Below are 14,599 nucleotides of genomic sequence, written 5' to 3' on the forward strand. Positions count from 1 at the left end.
GCTGTCGTACTCCGTGGAGTACGTCGCCGGCTGCCTGCTCGCCGAGGTGGGGCTGACCCGGGCGCTGGTGCGGTTGTTCGAGGCGCGCTTCGCGCCCTCGCGCCCCGGCCAGGACGCCACCGCCCCGGTGGGGGCGGTGGGCCGTCGCGCGCGGGGAGCCGTCAGGCGGTCAGCTCGGCCGCCACCAGCTCGGCGATCTGCGCGGTGTTCAGCGCGGCACCCTTGCGCAGGTTGTCGCCGCACACGAACAGGTCGAGGGTGTTCGGGAAGTCCAGCGCCTGCCGGATGCGGCCCACCACCGTCGGGTCGCCGCCCACCGTCGTGGCCGGGGTCGGGAACACGCCGTTCGCCAGGTCGTCGCGCACCTCCACGCTGGGCGCCGCCTCCAGCGCCGCGGTCGCCTCCTCGACGGAGACGTCCTGCGCGAAGGTGGCGTGCACCGCCAGGGAGTGCGTCGTCAGCACCGGCACCCGCACGCAGGTGGCCGACACCTTCAGGTCCGGGATGCCGAGGATCTTGCGGGACTCGTTGCGGACCTTCAGCTCCTCGCTGGTCCAGCCGTCCGCCTTCAGCGACCCCGCGACGGGGATGACGTTCAGGACGAGGTTCTCCTGGAACGGGGAGTCCGCGCCGAGCTTCGCCTCGATCGCGGCGGCGGTGTCGCCCGCCCGCTGCCCCAGCGTGCGCTGGCCGGCCACGACCTCCAGCTCGTCGTAGAGCCGGTCCACGCCGGGCTGGCCGGCGCCGGAGGCGGCCTGGTAGCTGGCCACGACCAGTTCGGTGAGCTGCCACTTCTCGTGCAGGGCGCCGAGGGCGTCCATCATCGTCAGCGTCGTGCAGTTCGGGTTGGCGATGATGCCGCGCGGGCGGTTGCGGGCGGCCGCGCCGTTGACCTCGGGCACCACGAGCGGCACGTCCGGGTCCATCCGGAACGCCCCGGAGTTGTCCACCGCGACCGCGCCGCGCTGCGCCGCGACCGGCGCCCACTGCGCCGAGACCTCGTCCGGGACGTCGAACATGGCGACGTCCACGCCGTCGAAGACCTCCGGCGTCAGCTCACGCACGACGACGTCCTCGCCGCGCACCCGCAGCACCTTGCCGGCGGAACGGGCCGAGGCCACCAGGCGGATCTCCCCCCACACGTCGGGGCGCTCGGACAGGATCCCGAGCATCACGGAGCCGACGGCGCCGGTGGCGCCGACGACGGCGAGGGTGGGCTTGCGGCTCATCGTCCGGTACCTCCGTAGACCACGGCTTCTGCTTCGGCGTCCAGGCCGAACGCGGTGTGCACGGCGCGCACCGCGTCGTCGAGCTGCTCGGCGCGGGTGACGACCGAGATGCGGATCTCCGAGGTGGAGATCATCTCCATGTTGATGCCCTGCGCGCCGAGGGCGTCGAAGAACGTCGCGGACACGCCCGGGTGCGAGCGCATCCCCACGCCGATCAGCGACACCTTGCCGATCTGGTCGTCGAACTCCAGGCGCTCGAAGCCGACCGTCGACTTCACCTTGTCCAGCGCCACCGCCGCCGTCTGGCCCTCCGACTTCGGCAGGGTGAAGGAGATGTCGGTGCGGTTGGAGGCGCCTACGGAGTTGTTCTGGACGATCATGTCGATGTTGATCTCCGCCTCGGCGACCGCCTTGAAGATGGCGGCGGCCGTGCCCGGGGTGTTCGGCACCCCCACCACGGTGATCTTCGCCTCGCTGCGGTCGTGCGCGACGCCGGAGATGATCGGCTGTTCCACGGTTTCCTCCACGGCGTGGGAGCTGAGGCCGGCGGGGACGGGGGAGTCCGTCACCCAGGTGCCCTCGTGCGCGCTGAAGGAGCTGCGCACGTGGATGGGCAGGTCGTAGTTCCGCGCGTACTCCACGCAGCGCAGCATGAGGATCTTCGCCCCCGACGCCGCCATCTCCAGCATCTCCTCGCTGGCGATGCGGCTGATCTTGCGGGCGCTGGGCACGATGCGCGGGTCGGCGGTGAACACGCCGTCCACGTCGGTGTAGATCTCGCAGACGTCGGCGCCCAGGGCCGCGGCCAGCGCGACGGCCGTGGTGTCCGAGCCGCCGCGGCCCAGGGTGGTGATGTCCTTGGTGTCCTGGCTGACGCCCTGGAAGCCGGCGACGATGGCGATGGCGCCCTCGTCCAGGGCGGTGCGGATGCGCCCCGGCGTGACGTCGATGATGCGCGCCCGCCCGTGCGAGGAGTCGGTGATGACGCCCGCCTGCGACCCGGTGAAGGAGCGCGCCTCGAGCCCGAGGTTGCTGATGGCCATCGCCAGCACCGCCATGGAGATGCGCTCGCCCGAGGTGAGCAGCATGTCCAGCTCGCGCGCCGGCGGCATCGGGGTGACCTGCTCGGCGAGGTCGATCAGCTCGTCGGTGGTGTCGCCCATCGCCGAGACCACCACGACGACCTCGTGGCCGGCGCGCTTGGTCGCCGCGATCCGCTTGGCGACGCGCTTGATCCCGTCGGCGTCAGCGACCGACGAACCGCCGTACTTCTGCACCACGAGAGCCACGACGGGCGATTCTACGGAAGCGGCACCGGTGCTCCCGGCCGTGCCCGGCCCCGGCCTCGCGGGACGGGCAGAGCGCCCACCCGCACCGGGCCCGGGTGGGCGTTCTGCTCAGCCTCAGGGGTGCAGGGCGTCGAACTCGGCGTCCGAGACCGTCTCGGCGTCCACGTCCAGGCGCAGGTGGGCCAGCAGCGACTGCAGCACCCGCAGGGCCGAGGTGGCCCGCACCCCCCAGGAGGACAGGTACGAGAACTGCCACCACCACAGCGCCTCCGTGACCTCGCCGCGCTCGAAGTGCCGGACCCCGTGCACGAGGTCCGCCGCCACGGAGGCCAGGTCGTCCGACAGCGCCCCGCGCACCAGCTCCGCGTTCGTCAGCGGGTCCACCACGTCGGCGTAGTCGTCCACGCCCTCCAGGACGTTGGCCAGGCCCGCGCGCACCGGGTCCACGTCCGGGTCCGGGCCCGCGTCCGGCTCGAAGCGGCGCGCCGGGACGACGTCGGCCACGGCGCCCAGCCGGGCACCGGTCACCTGCAGCTGGCTGACGGCCAGCAGCAGCACCGACAGGGCGGTCGAACCCAGCTGACCGCTGGCCACCTCGGTCACGGCGTCGAGGTAGTCGCGCGCCTCGACGGCCGTCGCCGCCGCCAGCTGCCCCAGCTCCACGGCCTCGGCGGCCTCCGCGCCGGTCGTCTCGAACGTCTCGTCAGCCATCCAGGGACCTCCGTCCGGCGAACGCCCGTCCGAGCGTCACCTCGTCGGCGTACTCCAGGTCGCCGCCCACGGGCAACCCCGAGGCCAGGCGCGTCACCTTTAGGCCCATCGGCCGCAGCAGCCGGGCCAGGTACGTGGCGGTGGCCTCGCCCTCCAGGTTCGGGTCGGTCGCGATGATCGTCTCGGTGACCTCCCCGGAGCTCAGCCGCGCCAGCAGCTCGCGCATCCGCAGGTCGTCCGGGCCCACGCCCTCCATGGGGCTGATCGCCCCGCCCAGCACGTGGTAGCGGCCGCGGAACTCGCGGGTGCGCTCGATGGCGACGACGTCCTTGGACTCCTCCACCACGCAGATGACGCTCGGGTCGCGGCGGGGGTCGCGGCACACCCGGCACAGCTGCTCCTGCGAGACGTTGCCGCACACCTCGCAGAACCGGACCCTGCTCTTGACCTCGGTGAGGACCTCGGCGAGGCGGCGCACGTCGGCGGCGTCGGCGGACAGCAGGTGGAACGCGATGCGCTGCGCGCTCTTGGGGCCGACGCCGGGCAGCCGTCCGAGCTCGTCGATCAGGTCCTGGACGACTCCTTCGTACACGCGGCGAGCCTACGTGCCGCCGACGACACCGGCCGCCGCCTCAGCGCCCCTCGTCGGTGGAGATGACCTTGCCCCCCAGCAGCTGCTCCACGACGGCCGCGCCCACGAGCTGGGAGTCCTCGGCGTCCTCGTCGTCGCGGCTGGGCACGTCCTCCTCCGCCGGTGCCGCGGGATCCGGCCACGGCGCCTGCTGCGGGGCTGCCCGCTGGTGCTGCGACGGCTGGTGCGACGGCTCGTGCGGGGCCCGCTGGGCGGGGCGCGGGCGGCGCGGGGCCGACAGGTGCTCCTCGCCGGGATCGTCGATGGGCGCCTCCGGCGGCGGCACGTCGTCGTCGGGCCCGGCCGTCACCGGCGGCGGCGACCCGGCGGGCTGCTGCACCCGCCGGGAGGCGGCGGGTGCCGGGGGCTGGGCTCCCGATCCCCAGCCCCCGCCACCGCCGCCCGCACCCCCGCCGCCCGCACCCCCGCCGCCCGCACCCCCGCCGGCGGGTCGCGCGCGGCGGGGAGCCGCGCCGCGGCCGCCTCGGGCGGCGGCGCCCTCGGCGCCGGCGGCCTGCACGCTCGCCTCGATGCCGGTGACGTCCAGCAGCGCCTCGGCGACGAACCCGGCGTGGCTGCCGCGCCCGAACGTCGCGGCCAGGCCGGGGGTCTTGAACTGCAGGGTCAGCACTCCGCCGCGGCAGTCCTGCACCGTGGCGTTCTCCGCGACCAGCGACCACGTCGTCCGCTTGAGCCGGAACAGCGCGCCGAGCACGTCCGTCCACAGCCGCCGCACCGCCTCGGCCTCCGACGCGCCGTCGGCGGGTGCGGGGGCCGCGGCGGCCGGGGCCGGGGAGTCCGCCGGGGTGGGGCCGGGCCGCCCCGGGGCGTCGGTGGCCCCGGTGGCGGGCGCGGGGGAGCCCGGGGTGCGGGCGACCGGCCAGCCGTCGTCCGAGGTGGCGGGCACCTCCGGCGCGGCTGGTCCCGCCGCTCGCTCCGCCACCGGGCTCGCGGCCGGCTCCGCCGCGGGGCCGCTCCCGGGCCCCGCAGCCGGGACGTCCTGGACCGGGCGCGGGACGGGGGGTTCCGCCGCGGGAGCCGCCACCGGTGCTGCGGGGACCGGGACGCCCGCCGCCAGCCGGCGCTCCAGCCGCTCCAGGCGCGGACCCAGGCCGCCGTCGGCGTCCGCCCCCGGCAGGAGCAGGCGCGCGCACAGCAGTTCCAGCTGCAGGCGCGGGGAGGTCGCCCCCGTCATCTGCTCCAGCCCCGCGGCGACCACGTCGGCCGCCCGGGACAGCTCCGCGCGCCCCAGGTGCGCGGCCTGCGCGCGCAACCGCTCCAGCGCGTCCTCCGGCACCGCCAGCGCGTCGGCCGCACCCTCGCCCACGGCGGCGACGACGACGAGGTCGCGCAGCCGCTGCAGCAGGTCGTCGGCGAAGCGGCGCGGCTCCTGCCCCGACTCCACCACCCGCTCCACCGCGCGGAAGACCGTCGCGCCGTCGCCCGCCGCGACGGCCTCGACCACGTCGTCCAGCAGGGAGGCGTGGGTGTAGCCCAGCAGCGAGACGGCCACGTCGTAGGTGACGCCCTCGTCCCCGGCGCCGGCGATGAGCTGGTCCAGCACCGACAGCGAGTCGCGCACCGAGCCGCCGCCGGCGCGCACCACCAGCGGCAGGACGCCCTTGCCGATGCCCACGCCCTCGCGCTCGGCGAGCTCGCCCAGGTAGGTGCTCAGCCGGGCCGGCGGCACCAGGCGGAACGGGTAGTGGTGGGTGCGCGAGCGGATCGTGGTGAGGACCTTGTCCGGCTCGGTCGTCGCGAACACGAACTTCACGTGCGGCGGCGGCTCCTCCACGGTCTTCAGCAGGGCGTTGAAGCCCTGCGGGCTGACCATGTGGGCCTCGTCGATGATGTAGACCTTGAAGCGGTCGCGCGCCGGCGCGAACGACACCCGCTCGCGCAGGTCGCGGGCGTCGTCGACACCGCCGTGGCTGGCGGCGTCGATCTCCACCACGTCGACGCTGCCGCCGCCGCCGTTGGCCAGGTCGACGCAGGAGTCGCACGTCCCGCAGGGCGTGGGCGTGGGGCCCTGCGCGCAGTTCAGGCAGCGGGCCAGGATGCGCGCGCTGGTCGTCTTGCCGCAGCCGCGCGGACCGGAGAAGAGGTACGCGTGGGTGACGCGGCCCTTGGCGATGGCCTGCGACAGCGGCACGGTGACGTGCTCCTGGCCGATGACCTCCGCGAAGCTCTCGGGCCGGTAGCGGCGGTACAGGGCGCTCGTCACGACCCCGAGGCTAACCCTCCCCGCCGACAGCCCCGCCGGGCACGAAGGGACCCCCCGCGCACCCGCCAGAGCCCGCCTACCCTTGCTGCCTTCCGGCCCTGGGGGGGTTCAGCTGGATGACGCCACGCGAGGGGTCTGCCTCCACTGTACGGGGCGGGCGGGGGTGCGGTCCAACCGCGGGGGCCGCACCCCCTCGGGTCGAGGGCACCCCTCGGGGCGCGCTACGCTGGGGGCACTGGAGGATTCGCCTAGTGGCCTATGGCGCACGCTTGGAAAGCGTGTTGGGTTAACGCCCTCGCGGGTTCAAATCCCGCATCCTCCGCCGGCCGAGGGGCCCGGGACCGCTGCGGCGGTCCCGGGCCCCTCGTCGTGACCGCTCCCCGGGCACGCCTCGCGCGTCCCTCCCCGCACCGGCGCTCAGGGACGCCTAGAATCACTCACCGTGATCTTCCAGGCGGTCGGTGCGGAGCGGCCCTACCCGCGTCACGGGTACGAGACGCCCGGCCAGTGGTCCGCGGTCCCCCCGCGGCAGGTGCGCCTGGACGAGCTGACGACCACCCGGCGCACCCTCGACCTGGACGCCCTGCTGGCCGAGGACTCCACCTTCTACGGCGACCTGTTCGCCCACGTCGTCGCCTGGCGCGGTCGCCTGTACCTGGAGGACGGCCTGCACCGCGCCGTGCGCGCCGCGCTGCACCAGCGCCAGGTGCTGCACGCGCGCGTGCTCACGCTCTCGGACTGAGGGAGGTCCCGTGGACGACGAGCGCGCAGGCGCCCGGCCCGACGACGGTCTCGAACCCGACGGCGGGGTCCTGGCCGGTGCCGGGGACGACCTCGACGAAGCCTCGTACGAGCGCCTGCAGCGGCGGCGCGTGCGCCGCCGTCGCCGGCAGCGGATCGTCTTCGCCGTCGTGGTCGTGCTGGTCCTGGCGGTCGGCGGCGCCGCGGCCCTGGTGTGGACCGGGCGCTGGCAGCCTGGCGCCGACCCCGTCGCGGCGCCGGCGAGCCCGACCTGCGCCCCACCGGCGGAGCAGCCGCTGCCCGCGCCCGCCGAGGTGCCGGTGGAGGTGCTCAACGGCACCACCCGCACCGGCCTGGCGGCCGGGGTCGCCGACCAGCTGCGGGGCCGCGGCTTCACCGTGCCCGACATCGGCAACGCCCCCGTGGCCGCCGGACCCGTCACCGCGGTGGTGCGGTACGCGCCCGAGCTGCTGGCGCAGGCGCGTGCCGTCGGCGCTCGCGTCCCGGAGGCCCAGCTCGTCGAGGACCCCGCGGCCACGCCCGTGGAACTCACCCTCGGCGACGGCTACCAGCAGCTGCTGCCCGAGGACGCCCTGGCACCGCCCGCACCGCCGCACCCGCTGCGCCAGCCCGACCCGCCCGGCTGAGCCGCCGGGGGCTTCCCGGGAACGACGAGGGCCCCCGGTTCCGCGGAACCGGGGGCCCTCGTCGTGCGAGCGGTGGCGGTGGGATTTGAACCCACGGAGGAGTTGCCCCCTCACACGCTTTCGAGGCGTGCTCCTTAGGCCGCTCGGACACACCACCGACGCCAACGATACACGCTGCCCGGCAACCCTCCCGCCGGGGTGGACGACCCCGCCGGGGCGGGCGGCGCGGTGGTGCTCACCCGCGGCGATCCGCGAAGAAGCCGTCCAGCAGCGCCGAGCACTCCGCCTCCAGCACACCGCCGGCCACCTCCACCACGTGGTTGAGCCGGCGGTCGCGGACCACGTCGCGCAGGGAGCCCGCGGCACCGAACCGCGGGTCCCACGCCCCCAGCACCAGCCGGTCCACGCGCGCCAGCACGAGCGCGCCGGCGCACATCACGCACGGTTCCAGCGTCACCACCAGCGTGCAGCCGGACAACCTCCACCGGCCGCGCGCGCGGGCCGCCGCCCGCAGGGCCAGCACCTCGGCGTGCGCGGTCGGGTCGCCCGCGGCTTCGCGCTCGTTGCGCCCCGCGCCCAGCACGGTGCCGTCGGCGTCCACCACGACCGCCCCCACCGGCACGTCCCCGGTGTCACGGCACGCCCGCGCCTCCCGCAGCGCCAGCCGCATCCACTCCGGCCACTCCGGCGGGTGCGCCAGGCCCCTCAGCGCAGCGACTCCAGGACGTCGGCGAACCCGAGCAGCTCCCCGACCTCCACGGTCGCCGCCGACGGGTCCGTCCCGGCCAGCGCCAGCCGGACCAGCACCGCCGGCGGGCAGCCCAGGTCGGCGAGGAGGTCGGGGTCACCGGCCCACACGGCCTCGGCGACGGCCGGCGCGGCGACCGCGGCGGCAGGTGCGGCGTCGGCCCCCTCCGGGACGGTGCCGGCGTCCCCGCCGCCACCGTCCGCGTCGCCCGCACCGGGCGCCGGCACCTGCGTCGCCGGGGGCAGCTCGGCGAACAGCTCGGCGTAGGAGCTGTCGGCCGCGGCGACCGCGTCGGAGACGAACACCCGCGTGTCGTCCCCGTCGGTGCGCACCAGCGCGAACCACTCGTCCTCGCGCTCCAGGACGGCCAGGACCACGGCGTCGTCGCCCACGGCGCCGCGCAGCACGTCGCCCAGCTCCTCGGGGGAACCGGCTTCCAGATCGACGTCGACGGAACGCCAGCCGTCGCCGTCGGGGGTCAGGACCGCGGTGAAGTACGCCACGCGACCATGGTGGCAGCACGCTCGCCGATGCCGCCAGCACCGACGGGGCGGCTAGGTTGGGCCCCCGTGCGCCTCTCCGTCATCGAGCACCCCCTCGTCGCCCACAAACTCACCGCGCTGCGGGACGCGAGCACCGACTCGCCGACCTTCCGCCGCCTCGCCGACGAACTCGTCACGCTGCTGGCCTACGAGGCCACCCGCGACGTGCGCGTCGAGCCCCACCCCGTGACCACCCCCGTCGCCCCCACCACGGGCGTGCGGCTGTCCTCGCCCAAGCCGATCGTCGTGCCGATCCTGCGCGCCGGCCTCGGCATGCTCGACGGCATGGTGCGGCTGCTGCCCACCGCCGAGGTCGGTTTCCTCGGGCTGCTGCGCGACGAGGCGACCCTCCAGGCCACCACCTACGCCAACCGGCTGCCCGACGACCTGTCGGGCCGGCAGTGCTACGTCCTGGACCCCATGCTGGCCACGGGCGGCACCCTCGTCGCGGCCGTCAACTACCTGCTCGAACGCGGAGCGGTGGACGTCACCGCCATCTGCCTGCTCGCGGCCCCCGAGGGCCTGGAGGTCGTGCGCTCCGCGTTCGACGAGCACGCCCACGTGAGCGTGGTCACCGCCGCCGTCGACGAACGGCTGAACGAGCACGGGTACATCGTCCCCGGACTGGGCGACGCGGGCGACCGCCTCTACGGCGTCGTCTGAGGTCCGCCGGCGCCCGGAACGGTGCTGATCCGTCGGCGCGGGTGGTCGAGCCCGTGTCGACTTTCCGGCAGGATGACGCCTGATCGTGCTGATTTCCTGACTTCTGGTGACGACGAGCGGCGTTCGGGGAACGCGGGGAGGGGCTGGGCATGAAGTGGCGCCGAGTTCTGGGCTGGATCCTGGTGGTGTTCGCTCTGTACGCCGTCTACCGCTCGCCGGAGTCGGCGGCGGCATTCGTGCGCGGTGTCGGGGAATCGCTCGGCACCCTCGTGAACAGCATCACCGCGTTCTTCGACGGCCTGCTGAGCTGAGCGGGCGGAGCGCCGGCGTGCGGGGGGCGTCCACCACCGGTTCCTCGCGCGCCGAGCTCGCCGCCGCGGACGAGGCCGATCCCGGCCGGGCGATGCTGCCCCGCTGGGTGAAGCGGCGACTGCTGGCGGGCGAGCGGACCCACGTGACGGCCCAGCGGCACTGGGCCCAGCTGGTGGGGACCGTCGCCGGGGTCGTCGCGGGCTTCGCGGCCGTCCTGTGGCTCGGGTCCCGGCTGCCGCTGGACCCGCCGCTGCTGCGCGACGTGCTGTTCCTGGCCTGGGTGGTGCTTCTGGCGCGCGCGGTGTGGCACCTGCTGCTGTGGCGCAACGGCTGGTTCATCGCCACCGACAAGCGCCTGCTGCTGACCCGCGGAGTGGTCAACCGCCGCACCGCCATGATGCCGCTGAGCAAGGTGACCGACATGAGCTACAACCAGTCGGTGCCCGGTCGCCTGCTCGGGTACGGGCAGTTCGTGCTGGAGTCGGCGGGCCAGGACCAGGCGATGCGGCGCATCGACTGGGTGCCGGACCCCGACGAGAAGTACCGCGACCTGTGCGAGGTCATCTTCGGCCGCCCCGCGGCCCCTTCCGCCGCCGCGGTTCGCTCCCGCCGTCGCCGGGGGAGCCGGGTGGGCCGGGCGCTGGTGCGGCTGGCCCGCCGGGCGGCCGGCCGCTGACCCCTCCCCACCGCCACGCGGTGGGGAACGCCACAGGGGCGGGATCCTGGAGGATCCCGCCCCTGTGGCGTTCAGCGTGCGCGCTGCTCAGGAGGTGGCGGCGCGGAACTGGTCGATGATGCTCGAGGAGATCGGACCGCGCGGGGCGACCGTGATGCCGTTCTCGGCGGCCCACTGGCGCACGGCGCGCGCGTCGACCGCGCCGGAGGTGGAGGCGGCCGCAGCCGACTTCTTGGCCGCGGGCGCGGACTTCTTCGCGGCCGGCGCGGACTTCGCGGCGGACTTGCGGCCGGACGCGCGCTTGGCGGGCGCGGGGGCCTCGGTCGCCTCGGGGGCGGTTTCGGCCGGTGCGGCCTCGGGCGCGGCCTCGGGCTCGGCGGCAGGAGCCGGGGCGGCGGCCGCCTTCTTCGAGGTGGCCTTCTTCGCCGTCGTCTTCTTCGCGGCGGGCGCGGCCTTCTTCGCCGGGGCGGCAGGTGCGGCGGCGGGGGCGGCGGCCCCCGACAGCGCGGCCGGCAGCTCCTCCCACGTCACCGACGTGGGGGCCTTGGAGGTCGAGGGGTTCCAGGAGACGCCGTTCGCGTTCACGGTGAACGTGCCGATCTTGCGGCCGTTCCGCTTGACGGGGATCTCGAGGTCGACGGCACCGACCGGCAGTTCGGTGGCCACCTTCAGTGCGACGTCGTGGCTTGCCATGCTGGACTCCCGGGAGGAGGTGGGTTGATTGATGCTGAACACCATGAAACCACAGTTCTTCTGGAGTTCGCGCATCGAGGCGGCATTCTCCGGGCGATCAGGTGGGTTCTCCCGTGGTTCGTGCGCACCTGTTCCGGAGGTGTACTGAGGAACTGCCGCTGCTGTGAACGGGAATGGGCTCCGGGGATCTCCGGGCCCGTCCGCACCGTCCCGAACCCCCCCGGCCGCGGAACGGTGCGGGCGGGTGAACCCGGGGAGCGGGTGGGAGGGCCGCTGTGCCCGCCGCTTCGCCGGTTCTCCCACCGCTGCTTCTCCCACCGCTGCGGCCCCGGCGGCACCCGGGTGCCGGCGATGCCGACGGGGTGTTCCGCGATCGTTCCGGTGTTCTGCGCGCCGGCGGAGAATGGCCCGGAACGTCCGTGGCGGTTCCGCCCGGCGGTCCACCCGCACCGCCGCGGGTGGGGGTGGACCGGTCCCGCACGGCGGGCCGTGCGACGGGCCGTGCGACGTCCTGCGGGGAAGTCCTGCGGGGAACGCGGGTGCCGGCGGCGTGCGCCTCGTTCGCCGCCGCGGCGGACCCGGCCCGGGGCTGTGCTGGACGCGCGCCCGGGGTCGTGATCCGCAGGGGCGGGGCTGGGCGGCGCGGGCCCGGAACCGCCGGGCGCTCGAGGAGGCCCACCGCCCGCCGCGTGCAGCGGTGGTGCCGGACCCTGCCGGCAGGACCCGGGGACGACGAAGGGCGGGCCTCCCGGAGGAGACCCGCCCTGTGCGGCCTGACGGCCGTGGTGCGCCCGAAGGGACTCGAACCCCTAACCTTCTGATCCGTAGTCAGATGCTCTATCCGTTGAGCTACGGGCGCCGGTGCCGCGTTGCCGCAGCAGCCGTGGACTACTTTAGCGGCCTCCGCGCCGGATCACCAATCGGCTGCGCTGCAACGCCTCCACGGCCTTCCAGGGCCGTCGAGGGCCTCCCGGGGGCGTCGGCCCACCGCTGAGCTCCAGCCGTGCGGGCGCCGCCCGGGCGCCGGCGAGCGGTGATCACCTCCGGGGACGACGAAGGCCCCGTCCGCGGTGCGGACGGGGCCTTCGGGCCTGCGGAGGTGGCGGGATTTGAACCCGCGAGGGGGTTGTAGCCCCCAACCCGCTTAGCAGGCGGGCGCCATAGACCGGACTAGGCGACACCTCCAACGCCCAGAAGGCTACCAGCCGACGCGTGCGAGCATCGAGGCGATGAGCAGCGAGCCCACCCCCCAGCCCGGTCCTCCGCCCGGTCGGCGCCCGCGGCGGCGCACCGTGGTCGCCGCGGGCGCGGCCGCGGCGACCGTCGCAGCCGCCGGCGGCGCCGTCGTCTGGGCGCGCACGCGCGACGACGGCGCGGACGGCGCCCGGCGCCTCGCCGAGGAGGTGGCCCGCGACTGGTCCGCCGGGGCGTGGCGGCCCGAGCTGTTCACCTCCACCGGCCAGCTGCCCGCCGACCTGGCCGCGGAGTACGCGCGCCTGGCCGGCGGGCTGGCCGGCGCCCCGCCCGCCGTGACCGTGACGTCGGTGGACACCGAGCGGGCGGGGGAGGGCAGCGCCGAGGCCGCCCTCGGCATCTCCTTCGACCTCGCCGCCCACGGTGCCCCCGGCGGCAGCGTCATGACCTACACGACCACCCTGGGGCTGCGGCGCGGCGACGACGACCGGTGGCGGGCGGTGTGGGCGCCGGAGCTGGTCCACCCCGCGCTCGCCGGGGGCGCCACCCTCCAGCTGCAGCGCACCCAGCCCCCGCGCGCCGACGTCCTGGGCCGTGACGGCACCCCCGTCGTGACCGCGACCCCCGTCGTGCAGGTCGGCGTGCAGCCCTCGCGCACCAGCGACCCGGCCGCGACCGCCGCATCGCTGGCCGAGGCGCTGGACGTCGACGCCGACGCGCTCGCCGAGCGGATCCGCCAGGCCGACCCCGACGCGTTCGTCGCCGTCATCACTCTGCGCCGAACCGACTACGACGCGCAGCGCGACGTGCTGCAGCCCGTCCCGGGCGCCGTGTTCCGCGAGTCCACCCTGCCGCTGGCGCCGACGCGGGCGTTCGCGCGCGGCCTGCTCGGCACCGTCGGGCAGGTCACGGCGGAGAAGGTCGAGGAGTCCGGCGGCCGCTACGCCGCCGGCGACGTCGCTGGCCTGTCCGGGCTGCAGGCCCGCTACGACGAGCGGCTCGCCGGCCGCGTCGGCGTCCTGGTGCGCACCGACGGCGGCGAGGGGGAGGCGCAGGAGCTGTTCTCCGCGCCCCCCGAGGCGGGCGAGCCGGTGCGCACGAGCCTGGACGAGGCGCTGCAGCTGATCGCCGACGACGTGCTGGCCGCCACGACCTCCCCCTCGGCCCTCGTGGCCGTCGACACCGCCACCGGTGAGGTCCTCGCAGTGGCGAACTCCCCGGCCGACGAGGGCGACCGGGCGCTGTCCGGCCGGTTCCCTCCCGGCTCCACGTTCAAGGTCGTCACCACGGTCGCGCTGCTGGCCGGCGGCCTGGACCCGGGGGAGACGGTGACGTGCGCGCCGACGTTCACCGTGGACGGCCGCTCGTTCCGCAACTTCGAGGGCGAGGCCTTCGGCGACGTGCCCTTCCGCACCGACTTCGCCCAGTCGTGCAACACCGCCTTCGCCAGCCTGAGCTCCCGCCTGGACGACGGTGCGCTGCCCGCCACCGCCGCCCAGCTCGGCGTCGGGGCGGAGTGGGCCACCGGTGTGGACGCCTTCGCCGGGGACGTGCCGGCCGCGGAGTCCGCGGTCGACCTGGCCGCGGCCAGCTTCGGGCAGGGCCGCACCCTGGTCAGCCCGCTGGCGATGGCGGTCGCCGCCGCGTCCGTGGCCGCGAGGCAGCTGCGCCGGCCGGCGATCGTCCTGGACCCCGCCCCCGCCGCACCCGCCGACCCGTCCACGGCCGCCGACCCCGCGGACCTGGCCACGGTGGGGGTCCTCATGCGCGAGGTCGTGACCTCCGGCACCGCGACCGTGCTGGGCGGCGTGCCGGGCGAACCCGTGCACGCCAAGACCGGCACGGCCGAGCACGGCACGGGCGACCCGCTGCCCACGCACGCCTGGACGATCGGCTACCAGGGCTCGCTCGCCTTCGCCGTGTTCGTCGGCGACGGGTCGAGCGGTGGCGCGGTGGCCGCTCCGCTGGCCGCGGACTTCCTCACGCGCGCGGCGGCCGTGCGCCCCTGATCCCCGCGGGGCCGGAACGGACCCGAGTCGCCGGCCCGGAGGAATTGCCAGCGGGGCTCCGATGAGGTGAAATGGTGAAGTCCGCCTTCGGGCGACATCGCGGGCCCGGCTCATCCCCCCCGAGCCGGACCGTGGACGGCCCCCGCTCCCCCCCAGCGGGGGCCGTCGCTCTTCCCCTCCCCTCCAGCGCGGAAGCGCCGGTCCTCCTGCGCGTCCACAGCTCCGCGCGCCCGGCCCGGCGTCCACAGGGACGCCCCGCCGGGCGTCCGCGGGGTGCGCGGCGCGGCCAC

The 14,599-nt window shown here is 75.6% G+C and carries 14 protein-coding genes, 4 tRNA genes and 1 other RNA gene; 7 read left to right on the top strand and 12 right to left on the bottom strand.

Annotated features, from left to right (window positions below):
• Positions 1 to 161: 161 nt before the first annotated feature.
• From ACRYR8_RS12015 to ffs, 6 genes are all read right to left on the bottom strand, one after another.
• Positions 162 to 1,229 carry an aspartate-semialdehyde dehydrogenase gene (locus ACRYR8_RS12015; RefSeq protein ID WP_432484376.1) on the bottom strand — a complete coding sequence of 356 codons (1,068 nt, stop codon included), beginning with the start codon at positions 1,227 to 1,229 and terminating at the stop codon, positions 162 to 164.
• The gene (locus ACRYR8_RS12020) at positions 1,226 to 2,518 is read right to left on the bottom strand and encodes an aspartate kinase (protein ID WP_432484378.1); all 1,293 of its coding nucleotides are present in this window, start codon (positions 2,516 to 2,518) and stop codon (positions 1,226 to 1,228) included. The genes ACRYR8_RS12015 and ACRYR8_RS12020 overlap by 4 nt, the downstream gene beginning before the upstream one ends.
• A gap of 114 nt (positions 2,519 to 2,632) precedes the next feature.
• A complete protein-coding gene (locus tag ACRYR8_RS12025) occupies positions 2,633 to 3,229 on the bottom strand; it encodes a DUF5063 domain-containing protein (RefSeq protein ID WP_432484380.1) in 597 nt (198 codons plus the stop codon).
• Positions 3,222 to 3,821, bottom strand: coding sequence for a recombination mediator RecR (gene recR / locus ACRYR8_RS12030; protein WP_432484381.1), 600 nt, complete (start codon positions 3,819 to 3,821; stop codon positions 3,222 to 3,224). Before recR ends, ACRYR8_RS12025 begins: the two co-directional genes overlap by 8 nt.
• 40 nt (positions 3,822 to 3,861) lie before the next feature.
• On the bottom strand, positions 3,862 to 6,084 hold the full coding sequence (locus tag ACRYR8_RS12035; RefSeq protein WP_432484382.1) for a DNA polymerase III subunit gamma and tau: 2,223 nt from the start codon (positions 6,082 to 6,084) through the stop codon (positions 3,862 to 3,864).
• A 42-nt stretch (positions 6,085 to 6,126) separates the two neighbouring features.
• An RNA gene (gene ffs, locus ACRYR8_RS12040) (signal recognition particle sRNA small type) lies at positions 6,127 to 6,223 on the bottom strand.
• Between the two features lie 98 nt (positions 6,224 to 6,321).
• Between ffs and ACRYR8_RS12045 the strand changes: the two genes are divergently transcribed.
• The 3 genes from ACRYR8_RS12045 to ACRYR8_RS12055 all read left to right on the top strand — a co-directional run bounded on the left by ACRYR8_RS12045 (position 6,322) and on the right by ACRYR8_RS12055 (position 7,472).
• A tRNA-Ser gene (locus ACRYR8_RS12045) sits at positions 6,322 to 6,406 on the top strand.
• A gap of 120 nt (positions 6,407 to 6,526) precedes the next feature.
• Positions 6,527 to 6,826, top strand: a complete 300-nt coding sequence (locus ACRYR8_RS12050; protein ID WP_432484383.1) for a type II toxin-antitoxin system VapB family antitoxin — start codon at positions 6,527 to 6,529, stop codon at positions 6,824 to 6,826.
• 10 nt (positions 6,827 to 6,836) lie between these two features.
• Positions 6,837 to 7,472 carry a LytR C-terminal domain-containing protein gene (locus tag ACRYR8_RS12055; protein ID WP_432484781.1) on the top strand — a complete coding sequence of 212 codons (636 nt, stop codon included), beginning with the start codon at positions 6,837 to 6,839 and terminating at the stop codon, positions 7,470 to 7,472.
• A gap of 70 nt (positions 7,473 to 7,542) precedes the next feature.
• Here the strand turns inward: ACRYR8_RS12055 and ACRYR8_RS12060 are convergent.
• From ACRYR8_RS12060 to ACRYR8_RS12070, 3 genes are all read right to left on the bottom strand, one after another.
• Positions 7,543 to 7,629 (bottom strand) — tRNA-Ser (locus ACRYR8_RS12060).
• Positions 7,630 to 7,707: 78 nt separating this feature from the next.
• Complete coding sequence (tadA, locus tag ACRYR8_RS12065; protein ID WP_432484426.1) at positions 7,708 to 8,172, bottom strand: tRNA adenosine(34) deaminase TadA; 465 nt, start codon at positions 8,170 to 8,172, stop codon at positions 7,708 to 7,710.
• A 5-nt stretch (positions 8,173 to 8,177) separates the two neighbouring features.
• Positions 8,178 to 8,723 carry a tRNA adenosine deaminase-associated protein gene (locus tag ACRYR8_RS12070; RefSeq protein WP_432484385.1) on the bottom strand — a complete coding sequence of 182 codons (546 nt, stop codon included), beginning with the start codon at positions 8,721 to 8,723 and terminating at the stop codon, positions 8,178 to 8,180.
• A gap of 27 nt (positions 8,724 to 8,750) precedes the next feature.
• Here ACRYR8_RS12070 and upp point away from each other — a divergent pair, with 27 nt between their 5' ends.
• The 3 genes from upp to ACRYR8_RS12085 all read left to right on the top strand — a co-directional run bounded on the left by upp (position 8,751) and on the right by ACRYR8_RS12085 (position 10,413).
• On the top strand, positions 8,751 to 9,425 hold the full coding sequence (gene upp, locus ACRYR8_RS12075) for a uracil phosphoribosyltransferase (RefSeq protein WP_432484386.1): 675 nt from the start codon (positions 8,751 to 8,753) through the stop codon (positions 9,423 to 9,425).
• A gap of 149 nt (positions 9,426 to 9,574) precedes the next feature.
• A complete protein-coding gene (locus ACRYR8_RS12080) occupies positions 9,575 to 9,736 on the top strand; it encodes a hypothetical protein (RefSeq protein ID WP_432484387.1) in 162 nt (53 codons plus the stop codon).
• Between the two features lie 17 nt (positions 9,737 to 9,753).
• Positions 9,754 to 10,413 (top strand): PH domain-containing protein, encoded by a 660-nt coding sequence (locus tag ACRYR8_RS12085; protein WP_432484388.1) that lies wholly within the window; start codon positions 9,754 to 9,756, stop codon positions 10,411 to 10,413.
• An 87-nt stretch (positions 10,414 to 10,500) separates the two neighbouring features.
• Here ACRYR8_RS12085 and ACRYR8_RS12090 read toward each other — a convergent pair whose 3' ends face one another.
• From ACRYR8_RS12090 to ACRYR8_RS12100, 3 genes are all read right to left on the bottom strand, one after another.
• Positions 10,501 to 11,181 carry an Lsr2 family DNA-binding protein gene (locus ACRYR8_RS12090; RefSeq protein ID WP_432484389.1) on the bottom strand — a complete coding sequence of 227 codons (681 nt, stop codon included), beginning with the start codon at positions 11,179 to 11,181 and terminating at the stop codon, positions 10,501 to 10,503.
• Positions 11,182 to 11,889: 708 nt separating this feature from the next.
• Positions 11,890 to 11,965 (bottom strand) — tRNA-Arg (locus tag ACRYR8_RS12095).
• A gap of 235 nt (positions 11,966 to 12,200) precedes the next feature.
• Positions 12,201 to 12,291: transfer RNA gene (locus tag ACRYR8_RS12100), tRNA-Ser, on the bottom strand.
• A 44-nt stretch (positions 12,292 to 12,335) separates the two neighbouring features.
• On the opposite strand from ACRYR8_RS12100, the gene ACRYR8_RS12105 reads away from it, so the two are divergent.
• Complete coding sequence (locus tag ACRYR8_RS12105; RefSeq protein WP_432484390.1) at positions 12,336 to 14,309, top strand: penicillin-binding transpeptidase domain-containing protein; 1,974 nt, start codon at positions 12,336 to 12,338, stop codon at positions 14,307 to 14,309.
• Positions 14,310 to 14,599 lie beyond the last annotated feature (290 nt).

Source organism: Kineococcus esterisolvens, from assembly GCF_050871405.1.
Lineage (GTDB): Bacteria > Actinomycetota > Actinomycetes > Actinomycetales > Kineococcaceae > Kineococcus.